Origin of the sequence: Caballeronia sp. LZ033 (assembly GCF_031451265.1) — a bacterium.
GTDB lineage: Bacteria > Pseudomonadota > Gammaproteobacteria > Burkholderiales > Burkholderiaceae > Caballeronia.
The window spans coordinates 2,467,729-2,484,177 of the sequence record NZ_JARUXQ010000001.1; the positions used below are offsets into that span (position 1 = coordinate 2,467,729).

At 64.1% G+C, this 16,449-nt stretch carries 14 protein-coding genes and 1 other RNA gene; 11 read left to right on the top strand and 4 right to left on the bottom strand.

Annotation, left to right across the window (positions count from 1 at the left end; translation table 11 throughout):
* Positions 1-176: 176 nt before the first annotated feature.
* Positions 177-2,816 carry a DNA gyrase subunit A gene (gene gyrA, locus QCE62_RS11615; protein ID WP_309917896.1) on the bottom strand — a complete coding sequence of 880 codons (2,640 nt, stop codon included), beginning with the start codon at positions 2,814-2,816 and terminating at the stop codon, positions 177-179.
* 741 nt (positions 2,817-3,557) lie between these two features.
* Here gyrA and ompA point away from each other — a divergent pair.
* From ompA to QCE62_RS11660, 9 genes are all read left to right on the top strand, one after another.
* Positions 3,558-4,220 carry an outer membrane protein OmpA gene (gene ompA / locus QCE62_RS11620; RefSeq protein WP_309809318.1) on the top strand — a complete coding sequence of 221 codons (663 nt, stop codon included), beginning with the start codon at positions 3,558-3,560 and terminating at the stop codon, positions 4,218-4,220.
* Between the two features lie 212 nt (positions 4,221-4,432).
* Positions 4,433-5,131, top strand: coding sequence for a bifunctional 2-polyprenyl-6-hydroxyphenol methylase/3-demethylubiquinol 3-O-methyltransferase UbiG (ubiG, locus tag QCE62_RS11625; RefSeq protein WP_309917898.1), 699 nt, complete (start codon positions 4,433-4,435; stop codon positions 5,129-5,131).
* Positions 5,132-5,135: 4 nt separating this feature from the next.
* Positions 5,136-5,900, top strand: coding sequence for a phosphoglycolate phosphatase (gene gph / locus QCE62_RS11630; RefSeq protein WP_309809321.1), 765 nt, complete (start codon positions 5,136-5,138; stop codon positions 5,898-5,900).
* A 90-nt stretch (positions 5,901-5,990) separates the two neighbouring features.
* Positions 5,991-6,349: a transfer-messenger RNA gene (gene ssrA / locus QCE62_RS11635) on the top strand.
* Between the two features lie 248 nt (positions 6,350-6,597).
* The gene (locus tag QCE62_RS11640) at positions 6,598-7,230 is read left to right on the top strand and encodes a hypothetical protein (protein WP_309917902.1); all 633 of its coding nucleotides are present in this window, start codon (positions 6,598-6,600) and stop codon (positions 7,228-7,230) included.
* Between the two features lie 372 nt (positions 7,231-7,602).
* Complete coding sequence (locus QCE62_RS11645; RefSeq protein ID WP_409017854.1) at positions 7,603-8,049, top strand: alpha/beta hydrolase; 447 nt, start codon at positions 7,603-7,605, stop codon at positions 8,047-8,049.
* On the top strand, positions 8,046-8,273 hold the full coding sequence (locus QCE62_RS11650; protein ID WP_309917903.1) for a hypothetical protein: 228 nt from the start codon (positions 8,046-8,048) through the stop codon (positions 8,271-8,273). The genes QCE62_RS11645 and QCE62_RS11650 overlap by 4 nt, the downstream gene beginning before the upstream one ends.
* A 20-nt stretch (positions 8,274-8,293) precedes the next feature.
* The gene (locus QCE62_RS11655) at positions 8,294-8,605 is read left to right on the top strand and encodes a MipA/OmpV family protein (protein WP_309917906.1); all 312 of its coding nucleotides are present in this window, start codon (positions 8,294-8,296) and stop codon (positions 8,603-8,605) included.
* 321 nt (positions 8,606-8,926) lie between these two features.
* The gene (locus tag QCE62_RS11660) at positions 8,927-11,335 is read left to right on the top strand and encodes a VCBS repeat-containing protein (RefSeq protein WP_309917908.1); all 2,409 of its coding nucleotides are present in this window, start codon (positions 8,927-8,929) and stop codon (positions 11,333-11,335) included.
* Between the two features lie 21 nt (positions 11,336-11,356).
* Here the strand turns inward: QCE62_RS11660 and QCE62_RS11665 are convergent, their stop codons facing one another.
* The 3 genes from QCE62_RS11665 to QCE62_RS11675 form a co-directional block, all read right to left on the bottom strand.
* A complete protein-coding gene (locus QCE62_RS11665; protein ID WP_309917912.1) occupies positions 11,357-12,433 on the bottom strand; it encodes a glycosyltransferase family 4 protein in 1,077 nt (358 codons plus the stop codon).
* A gap of 364 nt (positions 12,434-12,797) precedes the next feature.
* On the bottom strand, positions 12,798-13,067 hold the full coding sequence (locus QCE62_RS11670; RefSeq protein WP_309917914.1) for a hypothetical protein: 270 nt from the start codon (positions 13,065-13,067) through the stop codon (positions 12,798-12,800).
* Between the two features lie 127 nt (positions 13,068-13,194).
* Positions 13,195-14,265, bottom strand: coding sequence for a substrate-binding domain-containing protein (locus QCE62_RS11675; protein ID WP_309809344.1), 1,071 nt, complete (start codon positions 14,263-14,265; stop codon positions 13,195-13,197).
* A 129-nt stretch (positions 14,266-14,394) separates the two neighbouring features.
* Here QCE62_RS11675 and QCE62_RS11680 point away from each other — a divergent pair, with 129 nt between their 5' ends.
* Positions 14,395-14,883: an NAD(P)H-dependent oxidoreductase subunit E gene (locus QCE62_RS11680; protein WP_309917915.1), complete on the top strand. Its 489-nt coding sequence runs from the start codon at positions 14,395-14,397 to the stop codon at positions 14,881-14,883.
* Positions 14,880-16,436, top strand: a complete 1,557-nt coding sequence (locus tag QCE62_RS11685; RefSeq protein WP_309917917.1) for an NADH-ubiquinone oxidoreductase-F iron-sulfur binding region domain-containing protein — start codon at positions 14,880-14,882, stop codon at positions 16,434-16,436. Before QCE62_RS11680 ends, QCE62_RS11685 begins: the two co-directional genes overlap by 4 nt.
* Positions 16,437-16,449 lie beyond the last annotated feature (13 nt).

The following is a 16,449-nucleotide window of genomic DNA, read 5'->3' on the forward strand; positions in this document are numbered from 1 at the left end:
AGTTCAGCACTGGCCACGAGCGTTTGCGTTATTTGAAGCCGAATCGGCGGACGGCCGGTTACAGCATCTTCACGCGCTGCGTCGCGCAGCTTAACCAATCCAAGCTTACAAATGCTTAACCCCGGCTTGAACCGCGGCTACGACGAGTTGGAACGAGCGACACAACACAAGCGCCATCAGGCATCCTCATCGCCCGGCGCAGATTCGTTGCCGGACTCATTGCCATTCAGCGGTGCATCGCCTTCGTCGAGTTCCGCTTCGGCTTCCGCCTCGGCGATGTGCTGCAAGCCCGACAGCTTGGTTCCCTCGTCAAGGCTGATGAGTGTAACACCTTGGGTTGCGCGGCCCATCTCGCGGATCTCGGACACTCGCGTGCGAATCAGCACGCCCGAATTCGTGATTAGCATGATCTCGCTTTCCGGCTCGACGAGCGTTGCAGCCACCACGCGGCCATTGCGCTCCGACGTCTGGATCGCGATCATGCCCTTCGTGCCGCGGCCATGACGCGTGTACTCGTTGATCGGCGTGCGCTTGCCGTAGCCATTCTCCGTTGCGGTCAGCACCGACTGGTTTTCGCCGCCCGCCACCAGCAGCGCGATGACCTGCTGCCCGTCTTCCAGCTGCATGCCCCGCACGCCGCGTGCCTCCCGGCCCATGGCGCGCACGTCGTTCTCGTCGAAACGCACGGCCTTGCCGGAATCGGAGAACAGCATGACGTCATGTTCGCCGTCGGTGATCGCGGCGCCGATCAGGTAATCGCCCTCGTCCAGACCCACCGCGATGATGCCCTTCTTCAGCGGGCGGCTGAACGCCTCGAGCGGCGTCTTCTTGACGGTGCCAAGCGACGTGGCCATGAACACGTACTTGTCTGCCGAGAATTCCTTGATCGGCAGCACGACGTTGATCTTCTCGCCGTCCTGCAGCGGGAACATGTTGACGATCGGGCGGCCGCGCGAATTGCGCGAGCCCTGCGGCACTTCGTACACCTTGATCCAGTACACGCGGCCGCGATTCGAGAAGCACAGCATGTGATCGTGCGTGTTCGCGATGAACAACGTGTCGATCCAGTCGTCTTCCTTCATCTGCGTCGCCTGCTTGCCGCGCCCGCCGCGCTTCTGCGCGCGATATTCGGACAGCGGCTGCGACTTCACGTAGCCCGCGTGCGACATGGTGACGACCATGTCCGTGGGCGTGATCAGGTCTTCGGTGTTGAGCTCGGTCGCGTTCATCTCGATGCGCGAACGGCGGTCGTCGCCGAACTCCGCACGGATCTGGCCGAGCTCGTCGACGATCATCTGGCGAATCCGTTCCGGACGCGCGAGGATGTCGAGCAGGTCGGCGATCTGCGCCATTACTTCACGGTATTCGCCGACGATCTTGTCCTGCTCCAGACCGGTCAGGCGTTGCAGGCGCATCTGCAGGATTTCCTGCGCCTGCACGTCGGACAGACGATACAGTCCGTCTTCCTGCAGGCCGTACGCGGGATTCAGCCCTTCCGGACGATAGGCCGCGCGGCCACCCGAGGCCTCGGTCTCGGTGCGCGTGAGCATTTCGCGCACGAGCGACGAATCCCACGGACGCGCCATCAATTCCTGACGCGCGATGGGCGGCGTGGGCGCCGCCTTGATGATGGCGATGAACTCGTCGATGTTCGCGAGCGCCACCGCCAGGCCTTCGAGCACGTGGCCGCGATCGCGCGCCTTGCGCAGTTCGTAGACCGTGCGCCGCGTCAGCACTTCCCGTCGATGCGACAGGAAGCATTCGATCATCTCCTTCAGGTTCAGGAGCTTCGGCTGGCCGTCGACGAGCGCGACCAGGTTCATGCCGAACGTGTCCTGCAACTGCGTCTGCTTGTACAGGTTGTTCAGGATGACTTCGGGCACTTCGCCGCGCTTCAGCTCGATCACGACGCGCATGCCGCTCTTGTCGGATTCGTCGCGGATGTCGGAGATGCCTTCCAGCTTTTTCTCGTTGACGAGTTCGGCGATGCGCTCGAGCAGCGTGCGCTTGTTCACCTGATACGGGATTTCGTCGACGATGATGGCCATGCGCTGGCCGCGGTCGATCTCTTCGAAGTGCGTGGTCGCGCGCATCACGACGCGCCCGCGGCCCGTGCGATAGCCGTCGCGTACGCCGGCGACGCCGTAGATGATGCCGGCGGTCGGGAAGTCCGGCGCGGGCACGATCTCGATCAGTTCGTCGACCGTGGCCTCCGGCGTGTGCAGCAGATGCAGGCAGGCGTCGACGATTTCGCGCAGGTTGTGCGGCGGAATGTTCGTGGCCATGCCGACCGCGATACCCGCCGAACCGTTGATGAGCAAATTCGGGATTCGGGCCGGCAGAACGAGCGGCTCGTTTTCGCTGCCGTCGTAGTTCGGACCGAAGTCGACGGTTTCCTTGTCGATGTCGGCCAGCAGCTCGTGGCCGATCTTCGCCATGCGGATTTCGGTGTAGCGCATGGCGGCGGCGTTGTCGCCGTCGACCGAACCGAAATTGCCCTGGCCGTCCACCAGCATGTAGCGCAGCGAGAAGGGCTGCGCCATGCGCACGATGGTCTCGTAGACGGAGGCGTCGCCGTGAGGATGGTATTTACCGATGACGTCGCCGACGATACGCGCCGACTTCTTGTACGCGCGGTTCCAGTCGTTGTTCAGCTCGTGCATCGAATACAGCGCCCGGCGATGCACCGGCTTGAGGCCATCGCGGACATCGGGAAGCGCACGTCCGACGATCACGCTCATCGCGTAATCGAGATACGAACGGCGCATTTCCTCCTCGAGGGAGATTGGCAGAGTCTCTTTGGCGAATTGATCCATTATCCGTGTCTTGAACTGTGCAGCGGCGACACGGCAGCGCGTTCGGGAGCGTCGAATTCCGGCTTCGAATGCTCGTCACGCGCCCGCCAGCCGCGTGACATGCGCCGCGCGGCCCGGGGCCGACGTCCGCTGCATGCCTCGCTGTATGCCTCGCTTCGTGGCTTTGCTTCAGGCTTTTTCACACACTGCGAACGCAGCGCATCAGGAAATTCTAACATGCGCCACCTGCTCGACCGGACGCCGTGCGTATACATAGTGTGTGTGTCACGGATCAGCAGTCGTAACCGGATGGCGAACCCGAAGTTCGCAATGCGCAACGCTGTTCCAAACATTTACAAAATCGCGGGAACGCGTATCGTCGGTTGGTCATGTGAACGGGCTATGATGCCGCCTCGCCGTTTTGTCGGCGGCAAAAGATTCAGCGTTGAAATCCCGCAGAAAATGGCGCTCAGGCACGTAATGTGCGCACGTTTTGCGCCTTCTTTGGCGTGCGCCGCTTCCTGTCCCCATCATGTTGCGGAAGCACCACATAAGGTTGCGGGGCTTGAGGGTGCGGGGATATTTTTATCGTTGCAAGGGAACGATATGGCAAAATGCCAACGCACAAAGTTAGACACTGCTCGAAGTCTATACAGGGCGTTTTGTTCCGTAGGGAATGTTATACTTCGAGCAATGTATGACTTGTCTTCGTCTACAGGCTCGCAGTAAACCTGCGGTAATCTCAATTTCGAGAGGAGAAATATGAATAAACTTTCAAAGCTCGCGTTCATTGCAGCTACCGCAGTTATGGCTGCATCGGCCTCGGCACAGTCGGTGCCGGCCTCGCGACAAGCAGTGAATGACAACTGGGTGAACGGCACGGGCGAGTATGTGTGGATGAACGGCACGAACGAACTGTGCTGGCGCGATGCATTCTGGACCCCGGCTACGGCAAACGCAAAGTGCGATGGCGCGCTGGTCGCGCAAGCACCGACGCCGCCGGCACCGGTCGCTCCGCCGCCCCCGGTCATCCAGTCGCAGAAGGTTACCTACCAGGCTGACGCCCTGTTCGACTTCGACAAGGCAGTCCTGAAGCCGGCCGGCAAGCAACAGCTCGACGATCTGGCATCGAAGATCGGCGCGCTGAACCTCGAAGTCGTGGTTGCAACGGGTTACACGGACCGCATCGGTTCGGACGCGTACAACAACCGTCTGTCGCTGCGCCGTGCGCAAGCTGTCAAGGCTTACCTGGTCAGCAAGGGCATCGAATCCAACCGTATCTACACGGAAGGCAAGGGCAAGCGTGACCCGGTCACGGGCGGAAAGTGCCAGCAGAAGAACCGCAAGCAACTCATCGCCTGCCTCGCGCCGGATCGTCGCGTGGAAGTCGAAGTTGTCGGCACGACGCGTCAGCCGCAGCAGTAATCGCGAGTCGGATTACCGCAGATCAAACCCCCGCCTCGGCGGGGGTTTTTTTATGTCTTTTCGCGTGTCCCTGGGCATGTCCTGGACACGGCGGATTCACCCTTCCCGGCAATCCCGGGCCGGCCCCTTTTTGCCCGCCTCCGGAGACGCCTATATACTCGGCCTAATCGATAACCGAGCGTTTCACGACTCAATCCAGGGCAATTCCCAACATGACCAATGTCGATCCCCACGAACTACAGAAATTCAGCGAGCTCGCGCATCGCTGGTGGGACCCGAACGCCGAGTTCAAGCCGCTGCACGAGCTGAACCCGGTCCGTCTCGACTGGATCGACGCCCACGCCCACCTGATGAGCAAGCGCGTGGTGGATATCGGCTGCGGCGGCGGCATCCTGTCGGAATCGATGGCCACGCGCGGCGCCAGCGTCAAGGGCATCGATCTTTCGTCGAGCGCGTTGGGCGTCGCGGACCTGCATAGCCTCGAAAGCGGTGTCGAAGTCGCCTACGAGGAGATTTCGGCGGAGGCGCTCGCCGCGCGCGAGCCGGCCTCCTACGACGTCGTCACCTGCATGGAAATGCTCGAGCACGTGCCGAATCCCGCCGGCACCGTGGCCGCATGCGCCATGCTCGTGAAGCCGGGCGGCTGGGTGTTCTTCTCCACGCTCAACCGCAACGCGAAGGCCTACCTGTTCGCCGTCATCGGGGCCGAATACATCGCGCGCATGCTGCCGCGCGGCACGCATGATTACGCGCGCTTCATCAAGCCGTCGGAACTCGCGACCTTCGCGCGAACGGCATCGCTGCTGCCCGTGGATATCAAGGGCATCACCTATCGGCCGATCTCGAAGCACTTCGGATTGTCGAACGACACGAGCATCAACTACATGATGGCTTGCCGCCGCGAAGCCTGACGCCATGAACCCAGAAGATCCCCTCGTTACGGGTACCCTCGACACCCAGCCATTGCCGGACGACCCCACGCCCCTGCCCCAGCGCGTCGCCGAGCGGGACGGCCTCGGGCTCTGCCAGGCCGTGCTGTTCGATCTCGACGGCACCCTCGCCGACACCGCGCCCGACCTCGTCGCGGCCGTCAACAAGATGCGTCACGACCGCGGCCTCGAAATGCGGCCGCTGGAGCTGCTGCGGCCGTTTGCGTCGGCGGGTGCGCGTGGGCTGCTGGGCGGCGCGTTCGAGATTGGCCCGGAACATCACGACTTCGCGGCGATGCGCGACGAATTCCTCGCCAACTACGAAGCCGATCTGTGTATCGAGACGACGCTCTTTCCCGGCATCCTCGAACTGCTCGACCAGCTCGATGCCCGCGGCGTGCGCTGGGGCATCGTCACGAACAAGGTGACGCGGCTGTCCGAGCCGCTCGTTGCGCTGCTCGGACTGGACGCGCGCGCCGGCTGCCTCGTCTGCGGCGACACGACGCCGCATTCGAAGCCCCATCCGGCGCCGCTGCTGCACGCGGCCGAATTGCTCGATGTCGCGCCGGAACGCATCGTCTATGTCGGCGACGATCTCCGCGACGTGCAGGCGGGCTTCGCGGCCGGCATGATCACGGTCGCGGCGGCCTACGGCTATTGCGGCGACGACATTCCGCCGCGTCGCTGGCATGCCAACCATGTGGTGGACACGCCGGAAGAGCTGCAGCAGTTGCTGCGCGATATCGGTTGAGAGAGCGCTGAAAAGCGGCCGAAAGCGCGGCTTGAGAATCCTGCGGTTCGCCCCATCTGGTGTTTCGTGGGATAATCACCGTTCCGTTTCGGGGGCGACCTGGTTTCGACAGGGGTTGTGAAGCGGTCAGGGCATACCGAGGACCCGTCACCTCGTTAATCAATGGGAAAAACGTAACTGCAAACGACGATACGTTCGCACTGGCAGCCTAAGGGCTAGCCGTCCTCTCACTAATTCGCTGACGGGTTAGGGTAGCAATACCACGAGAGGTCATATACGTCAGATAAGCCTTTGCGGCGTCACGACGCCAAGGTCGAAAATTTAGTGAATCGCCGTCACGCAGCGTGTTCGTCCGCGTCGTGGCAGTTAAATCAAATGACAGAACTAAGTATGTAGAACTGTTCGTAGAGCGCTTCTGGACGCGGGTTCGATTCCCGCCGCCTCCACCAAAAATCCTCCGGAAAACCCGCATAAGGTCATCGCCTTACGCGGGTTTTTTTTCGCCTTCACTTCAGTCGACGCGATGTGCGCGCTGACCTCCTCTGTTTCAGATTTCTCCAGTAGCGCCCGGTGCGGTTTTTTTCGAGACTCTCTTCTGATAGACACCGCGTGTTTGGGCTCATGCATGGCATGCAGCGCTGGACATCGCGATGCACGACCTCGTCTCGAACAATCCAGAGGAACGAAAGGGAGAAGCATGATGCGCGGGGAACCGCCTGTGAAGCCACGCGCAGCGCGGCGCGTTCCGCTCGAAACCGTGTCCTTCTCCGACACGCGCGGACAGGTGAAAGGGTTCGCGCACGGCTGGTTCTTCTGGGTCCATGACGCATTCAAGTGCGCACTGGACATCCGGTTCGTCGAACGGATCGACGCGGATATCACCTCGGCATTGCGCGAGAAGAACGCTCAGGAACGGTTCGGATTGTCGCTCTCGGACTTGCGTCGCCGAGGACGCGAAAGCGTCGAGATGAAGCGAGCCCTCCACGAGATCATGAAAATCTCGAGGAAGGTCATGCTCGAGACAGAGACTTCGTCGCCGGCCTACACGTTTAGAGCCGGCGATTCGTTCGAGAGCCGGTGCGGCAGGTGGTACTTGCAAGTGACGCATGAAACCGTCGAGAAGATCGTAGGCATCGGAGACGACACGTTGATCAGCCATGAAGTACTCGGCGTCACGCTCTATCGTCGCGGCGACGGCTCCGACACGCGCTGGGTCAGGCAACGGTTCGTCGAACTGCAGCAATCTGATCTTGCGGCGCTTCTCAGAACCGGCTCGGCCGCGTCCGTCGATCTGGTCGGCGATGGGGCGGACCGAGGTTCTGCAACGTAGATTGCGTTGTTTTGAACGGGCGGAAAGAGAGAGTGCGGCCTCAGGTTCCCCTAACCAAAAGCTTCGGTGGTCATCAAGCGGGCCAAGGCCACTCGAAGCACACAGCGTCACGCTCCGCGATTACGAATCGCGCATCGATTCGGATTCCCAATGCATCACCTCCCGCATTTCAACCGTTCGCTGATTCTCATCAAGGCGCTCGATCCCGCGACCCGCTCGCGCCCGCGCAGCGCCGTTGCAACAGCGGCCGGCGACCTCGACGATCCACCGTTATCTTCCGGCGTGACATTCGGCGCGAAGCGTTTGCAAGCGCACCAGGAGGATCTCGCCCGCGTAAGCGATCGCATGGCGGGTCACTACCGCATGCGATTCATGAGCGGATCCGACTGGCAGGCAGGCGAATGCGTGTGCGAACGCTTCGCTACACCGACCGGCGCATTCCTGCTGCATGGCCTGTCGAGCACCCCGGCGGAACTGCGCTATCTTTCCCGCGCGCTCGCGAAAGAAGGCCTCACGACTCACGTGCCGACACTCGCCGGCTACAGCGCCGGCACGGGCCACGCGCCGATGGAGCAGTGGATCGACGCGGCGCTCGCCGAATTCGATGCACTCGCGGCACAACACGAGCACGTCTCGGTGTGCGGCCTGTCGATGGGCGCGACGCTGGCGGCCGCCGTCGCGCAGCAGCGTCCGAACGTGCGCGCGTTGCTTCTGCTGTCGATCACCTTCAACTACGACGGCTGGGCCATGCCGTGGGTCGTCTCGCGAGCGCTGGCGCGACGTCTACGACAGTTGAGCGCCGTGGCGATCAAGCCGTGACCTTCGCCGCAACGGCTGCGAGGTGTGCTGCGGCGCTTGCCGCGTTCACCGCCTGTTGCACGACGAGCATCGCGCGCGCCGATGAACCCGAGCCGCCAGCCGACTGGACAGTCTCCCAATATTCACTATGGCCCGAGCTGCGGCTGTTCGGCGACTACACGGTGTGGGCGTTCACCGCCGCGGCGGCGGTGTACCAGGACATTGCGGGTACCGGCAGGGTCTGACGGCAACGGGCGATCTGCTGGTGTCAGCGCCCGTCGGCAAGTGGCTGTTTTCGATGAATCCAGGCCTCACGTGGGCCATCGGCGAATACACGCGAACCTTCTTCGGCATCACGCCGCAGGAAAGCGCGGCATCCGGCGTGCCGCGCTACGACACGGGCGCCGGCCTGCGCGACGTTCATTTCAACGTCAGCGCGACCGGCACGCTCAGCCGGCACTGGTCGGCGAACATCGCGGCCGTCGCAGTCCGCCTCGAGCACGACGCGGCAGGCAGTCCGGTCACCGAGCGCCGCCTCGACCTCAACGGCACGGCCTCTCTGCTCTACCGCTTCTGAACGCTTCGCCGAAGCACTCCCGCACCCCATCAAAAAAAACCCCGCACGAAGCGGGGTGAAGATCCAGAGAGACGTAGCAAGGACCTCCACAGTCCCGTCTACGGACAAAAGAATAGGCGCGCAAACCTTGCCTTCGAATCAGAGCGGTCCGAATACCCCGTCTCAGGCCATTTGCGACACCACGCCGCATGACCACTCCGCACGCGTGTTCGCTCGGCCACCGACCGCCTGACCCGCACAGGCGCATTCTCCTGCTTTATCCTGTGAACCAACAGGCGCGCCGGCGTCGCTGACGGGGACAGCATGGGCAAAGGCATATCGTTGAGTCGCAGCGTGGCCGTATGGGCATCTGTCGCGCGGGTCGCGCTGCTGTCGATCCTCGCGCTGGCGCCGCTCACGGCAAGCGCCGCCCCGCCCTCCGCCGATTGCAGCGCCGGCACGCTCGTCACCGTCGTCGCGCATCTCGACGACGACCTGCTGTTCGTCAACCCCGGCATCAGCGACAAGCTGAAGGCGGGCTGGTGCGTCACCGTCGTCCATCTGATCGGCGGCTCGAACGACGCGAAGTTCGACTACGTCGTGCTGCGCGAGACCGGCACCAAGCTCGCCTATGCCCGCATGGCCGGCGTCGCCGACGAATGGGACGAATCGACCGTCATGTTCGCGGGCAAGCCGGTCCATCAGATCGTGCTCAAGCCCCAGCCGAAGGTGAAGCTGCTCGAACTGCGCCTGCCCGGCGGACATGTGCGCGGCGGCAAGGTGCCGCTCGGCCTGCTCTGGGATCGCGGCCAGACCCTCACCACTCATCCGATGAACGCCGACGGCTCCGGCGCCACCCGCTACGACCGCGCCTCGCTGAGCGCCACGCTGCGCGAGATCCTGATGCCCGCCACGGACATCTACACGCTCAATCCGGATACGGTCGCGTTCATGGAGCACCCGGACCATATCTACGCCGCCCGCATCACCCGCGCGGTCGCGCAGAGCCTGAAGCGCAGCGTGCCGATCAGCTATCACATCACGTACCCAACTGGCGGACTGCCCAAGAACCTGAGCGCCGACGAGACCCAGGCGAAGCGCGATGTCATCGGCAGCTATTTTGCGATCGATGGCAACGATGCAGGCCACGTCTTCGGCGAATACATGTGGGACGGCAACTGGGTGGCGCGGCGGTATCGCACGACGGCCCGCTCGAACGATCCGGGCCCGGATTTCCAGTTGCGCCCTTTCCAGCTCGTCAACGAATATTCGAGCCGCTGCATCGAATCGTCCGGCACGGGCCGCGCGCCACGGCTTGCGGCATGCTCGGGCGCGCCGTCGCAGAACTGGTTCTGGCAGCAGTTGCCGGTCATGCCAGGCGAAAAGAACGACGCCCTGCTCGTCAACGCCGCCACGCGCGGCTGCATCGCGGAGCGCGACGCCGGCTTCGTCGAACAAGCCTGCAGCCCGTCGAGCCCGGCGCAGCGCTGGACGCCGTGGGACTTCGGCTTCGTCTACACGCCGCTCGATCACTGCCTCGGCGAGAAGGACGGCCTGCTGGACGCCGGCCGCTGCTCGCTGCTGACCGCGCAATACCGCTGGTCGCCGTCGCCGCAGACGGTCTGGACCGACACGCGCCAGGAAGGCGCCCTCTATGGCGACGTGAAAGGCGCGGGCCGCGACAGCGTCGTCTACGTGCAGCGTCGCAAGGACGGGCCGGGTTTCAACGTGTGGGTGGCGGAGATGTCGCGCATGGACCAGGCGTCGCCGTGGTACCTGAACGCCGTGCCCTTCGATCCGCACGCGACGCTCACGCCCACCTGCACCGGCGACGCTCTCTGCTTCGACAGCGCCCGCTTTCTGCTCGCCGATTTCGACGGCGACGGCCGCGCCGACCTGATGGTCATCACGCCGCGCAACGGCGGCACCGCGTTCTGGCTGCTGAAGAGCACGGGGTCGCATTTCGCGGCGCCGCGTCTCTGGTATCAGACAAGTTCCGAGTGGACGCCTGCCGACGCGCAGCAATACATCGCAGGCGACTTCACGGGCGATGGCCGCGCCGACGTGCTGATCGCCCGCAAGCGCCAGGACGCGGGACTTGATCTCGACGTGCTGACGGCGGGTCCGTCGGGCGGCAACGCGCCAGCGCGCTGGCTGGAGGCGCCCGAACTCGACGCGAGCGCGCGCTTCATGCCCGCGCGCGTCGCGGGCGCGGCTGACGCGCGCCGTGCGGGACTGATCGCGTTCGAGGACGTGAACGGCGCGCTCACGCTCTCGCAGTTCATGAGCAGCGGAACCGGCTTCACGCCGGCCTATCGCACGAACGTCTGGCCGCAGTTCCGGGCGGCATTCGTGAAAGTGGTGGCGGGCGATATCGACGGCGACGGCATCGACGATCTCGTCGTCCTCGAACCGCGCGGCGATGCAACCGGCACGCGCGTCTTCACGATGAAGGGCGGCAAGGTGTTCGGCGCGGTGCACGAAACCGCGACGCTCGCCGACACCTCCTACGCCGATTCGATGCCCGCGCTGATCCGCCGCAACGATCACGACAATCACGCGACGCTGGTGCTCTTCGGGCGCGCCAATGCGCGTCTGGGCGAGTTCTACTACACGGGTGGGCCGCCGAGCGTGGCGGGCCGCGACTTCGACACCGGCTTCAATCTCGGTCCTGTGCAGCTCTGGGGCGATCTGCCGGGGCTGTTCTCCGAGTCGCTGTGGCTCAAGACGCTCGGCTACTGGGGCCGATGAAACCGGCCTCCACCCTCGAACCTAGCCCAGACCGACCCGCAGATTCAGCACATCGCGCGCGATCGCCAGATAACGGTCCGCCGTGCTCTGCAAGGTGAGACCGTTGAGCGGACGTTCGGCGCGCGGCTGCGTGAGCGCGTCGAGGAGCGCGCGGGCATAGGCGTCGATGTCGGCGGTATCGAGCAACTGCACGCCGGCAAAGTTGCTCGCGAAGGCAAAGGCGGCGATCGCGCTCGCCACCACCGGTATGCCCGATGCAAGCGCCTCCAGGAAGCTGATGCCCTGCGACTCGAAGCTCGACGGCATCGCGAACACCGACGACGCACGCAGGATCTGCGCGACCTGCATCTGCGGCCCGTCGATCGCCACGCGCTCCGTGAGCCCGAGCTGCGCGACGCGCTGGACCACCGCCGCGTGATACGCGACATTCTCGATCACGCCGCACAGCCGCAAGCGCGCATCGGGATCCACGCGGGCCACGTGCGCGAACGCCTCGACCGTCTGCAACTGGTTCTTCTCGGGAATGTAGCGGCCCACCTGCACGATCTGTCTGTAGGCGACGGGCGCGGCGGGCAGCGTCTCGTCCGTGAAGTGCGAGACATCGACGCCGTTCGGCACGACGATCATCGACGGATGCGAGCCGATTTCCTGCACGTACTCGTCGATGTTCTTCTGCGACACCCCGATCACCGCCTTCGCGCGCCCCGAGAGCAGGCGTTCCGCTCGCAGCAACACGCCGTTCGCGAAATCGTTCACACCGGAATGCATGACCCATACGATCGGCACGCGCGTCGGCAAGGCGCGGACGTAGAGCGCGGGAATCGTCGCGTGCGCAAAGATGATGTCGGGCTTGAAGGTGCGAATCGCCCGCTGCAGGAACAGCAGACGTCCGAGCCGCCCAAGCGGCTTTTTCGGAAACAGGCGGATCACGTCATGGGCCTGGAGTTCCGCGCTGATGTGGGCGAAATCGTCGTGCTCGGGCATCAGCGACGCAATGCAGACGCTGTGTCCTCCCTGCTGATGACCGATCGCCACGCCCTTCGCGATCACCTCCGCCCCCGAAAGGCGAGGCGCCAGTATGACCTGGAGAATTCGCATGTATGCTGTCCCTCGGCTATTCCGAAGCGCCCGGAGCCCGATCCATCCTGCCAACGTAGGGGTGTCCTCGTTGCCGCCGGCCGCGCGCGCGATGAATCGCGTCACCGGCCAGTCGGCGCACTTCCTGTTTTTATCGTTATGAGAATCAAGGCGCCCGCCAGAAAAACTCGGAGCGCCGCGCACGGTTAACGTACTCCTGACGTCATATCAAACGCACGCCATCAGGTAGTGTTTTTCGGTCGCGACAGAAAAGTGGGCGGAACCGTGCGGCGCCGCGTCAATCGAACGCGTTCGCGCGGAGGGTGCGGCGGGAGGGGAAAACGCGGCGCGAGAATACGCACCGCGGAAACACAGTTCTTGACGATCAGTTCGAGCCGTCTTTCGGGCACTTCAGGTTACAGCCGTCCGGATCACCGGCGTCGCCGCGGCGGCGCATGGCGGACTTGCCGTTCTGATACTTGCCGGACGGCGCGGAGGCAGCGAACTGCATCTGCGGATGTTCGTTGAGACGGAACTGGTCTTGCAGGATGCCGCCGGGCAGGCCGGGCGAGTTCTGGGCAAAGGCAACAGGAACCAGATAAGCGGCGCCGGCGACGAGCGCGGCGGCGGAACAAGCGAGCAACGAGAGTTTCATGGCGATAGTCGCGCGGCGAAACCGCGCCTTGAACGGAAAGTCTGACAGCAAGGCGTTAGGTTAACCCAATTCGCCGCCCATGGCAGTTCCGCAGCCGGTCCACTCGCTTACCGCGCGTTGCGGTGTATTACCCGCGCAGTCCTTCATCGACATCGACCACCGTGCCGCAGCGCGCCGGATCGTAGCCCTCGAGGTGCGCGACGCTATCGGTGAAGCCGGGGCTGCGCAAGGTCCGCAGGACCGAGGCCAGACGCGCCTCGTCGAGCCGCGCGCGTTCGCAGGCGAAGAAATAGTCCTCGTCGATGATCGGAATGAAGTCGAGCGCGAAATGCTGCGCCGCGGGCTGCACGCCGAAGCCGAGATCGGCCATGCCGCTCGCGACGAACGCGGCAATCGCCGAATGCGTGAGTTCAGTGGTTGCGTAACCGTTGATCTGGTCCGGATCCACGCCCACGCGCCGCAGCGACAGATCCAGCAGCATGCGCGTGCCCGACCCAGGCTGCCGGTTCACGAAGCGCACGTCGTGGCGCGCCAGATCGCGCAGGCCCATGATCCGCTTCGGATTGCCCTTCGGCAGAAACAGGCCCTGCGTGCGGCGCGTGAGACGGATCAGCTGATGCTTGCGCTGATCGAGCCACGGACGATAGATGTCGGCACAGGTCGAGCGAAATTCGCCGATCGGCAGATGGAAGCCCGCCAGTTCGCACTCGCCGCGCGCCAGCGCACTCACCGCCTCCGCACTTTCCCGATACTTGATGTCGACCGGCACGCGCTGCTCGCCGAGCGCACGCACGAGTGTCGCGACCGCATAGCCGTGCGACGCATGGATCCGCACCTGCATGACATCGCCCGCGAGACGCCGATTCAGTTCGCCCGCCACCTCGGTCGCCACGGCTTCCAAAGGCGCGGCGAGCCGGTCGCCGCAGACCCGCTGCGCACGCAGCACGGACTCACCCAGTTCGGAGAGCACCGAACCGCGCCCGCGTGACTTGGTGATGAGCGCGCCGCCGAGACGCGCTTCGATATCCCGCAATAAACCCCATGCATGCCGATAGGACAAACCCTTAGCGTTCGCGGCATTCGCGATGCTGCCTGTTTGTGCGACGAGCTGCAGCAGCGGCACAACCGCGCTGAGACTGGTTTCCCGGCCATCGGCGTCCCGCAGGACCAGCTCGGCGCGGCATTCGACATCAACCATATGTACTCTCCCCTCCTATTGCCAGGATATATCACGACGCCTATTGTTCTTTTGCAGGCTCGGCACCTGAAATTATATCGACTCAAATATGTACCACAAAACATATGCCGAGCGTTGGAGGAGCCCCCAATGACATCTACGCAGCCGAACGCCGCTGCATCCGAAGAGCTGGTGCGTCGTCACGCCGTGCAAGGCGCTACCTTGATGACCATCCTGCATGCCATCCAGGACGAAGTCGGCCATGTGCCGGAGACGGCTATCGCGCCGCTTGCACGCGCCCTGTCGCTGTCGCGCGCCGAAGTGCACGGCGTCATCACCTACTACCACCATTTCCGTTCCGCGCCGCCCGCGCGCGTCACCGTACAGCTGTGCCGAGCAGAAGCCTGCCGCAGCATGGGAACGGAGACGCTTAAGGAACACATCGAAGGCCATACCGGCTGCCGCTTCGACAGCGGTCACGCGGAAGACACCGAGCTCGAATCGGTGTTCTGCCTCGGCCAGTGCGCGCTGTCGCCTGCGCTGATGATCAACGGCGAACTGCACGCGCGCGTGACCCCCGCGAAGTTCGACCGTCTCCTTGCCGCCGCACAGGCCAAAGTGTCAGAGGTGACGGCATGACGCGCATCTATGTTCCGATCGATTCCGCCGCGCTCGCACTGGGCGCGCAAGCCGTCGCCGAAGCCGTCGCGAGCGAGGCGCAGCAACGCGGCCTCGACGTGCAGATCGTGCGCAACGGTTCGCGCGGCCTCTTCTATCTCGAACCGCTGGTCGAAGTGGAAACGGCCGAAGGCCGCATCGGCTATGCGAACGTCGAGGCCGAAGACATCGCCGCGCTGTTCGATGCCGGTTTCCACGAAGGCGGCGCGCATGCAAAGCGCGTCGGCGTCGTCGACGAGATTCCGTATCTCAAGAACCAGCAGCGCCTGACCTTTGCGCGCATCGGCATCACGGATCCGCTGTCGATCGACGATTACGTCGCGCTCGGCGGACTGCAGGGCCTGCGCAACGTGCTCGACATGAACGGCGACGCCGTGGTCGAGTCGCTCATCGATTCCGGTCTGCGCGGACGCGGCGGCGCCGCGTTCCCCGCGGGCATCAAGTGGAAGACAGTGCGCGCGGCGCTCGCGGACCAGAAGTACATCGTCTGCAACGCGGACGAAGGCGACTCGGGCACGTTCTCCGACCGTCTCGTGATGGAAAGCGATCCGTACATGCTGATCGAAGGCATGATCATCGCGGGCGTAACGGTCGGCGCAACGAAGGGTTATATCTACGTGCGCAGCGAGTATCCGCATTCGATCGCGACGCTCAATCGCGCGATCGACCGTGCCCGCGACGCCGGCTGGCTCGGCGCGAGCGTGCTGGGTTCGTCGCATGCGTTCGAGCTGGTGGTCGCGAAAGGCGCCGGCGCCTATGTGTGCGGCGAGGAAACGGCGCTGCTCGAATCGCTCGAAGGCAAGCGCGGCATCGTCCGCGCGAAGCCGCCGGTGCCGGCGCTGGTCGGCCTCTACGGCAAGCCGACCGTCATCAACAACGTCATTACGCTCGCCACCGTGCCGATCATCTTCGCGAAGGGCGCGGCGTTCTATCGCGACTTCGGCATGGGCCGCTCGCGCGGCACGCTGCCGTTCCAGATCGCAGGCAACGTGAAGCAAGGCGGACTCGTCGAACTGGCGTTCGGCGTGACGCTGCGCGAGCTGATCTTCGAATACGGCGGCGGCACCGCGAGCGGCCGTCCGGCGCGTGCGGTGCAAGTAGGCGGCCCGCTCGGCACCTATCTGCCGGAAAGCCAGTGGAACATCCCGCTCGACTATGAGGAATACGCGAAGGTCGGCGCGGTGGTGGGTCACGGCGGTCTCGTGATTCACGACGACACCTCGAACCTCGCCGAACTCGCGCAATACGCGATGCACTTCTGCGCGCTCGAATCGTGCGGCAAGTGCACGCCGTGCCGCATCGGCTCGACGCGCGGCGAGGAAGTCATCGCGAAGATCCGTGAAGGCGATACCTCGGTGAAGCAGATCACCCTGCTGCGCGAACTGTGCGACACGATGGTGTCCGGTTCGCTCTGCGCGATGGGCGGCATGACGCCGTTCCCGGTGATGTCCGCACTCGATCACTTCCCGGAAGACTTCGGTCTGCCCCGTACGCCCGCACAGAAGGCGGCCTGAGCACGCGACTGAG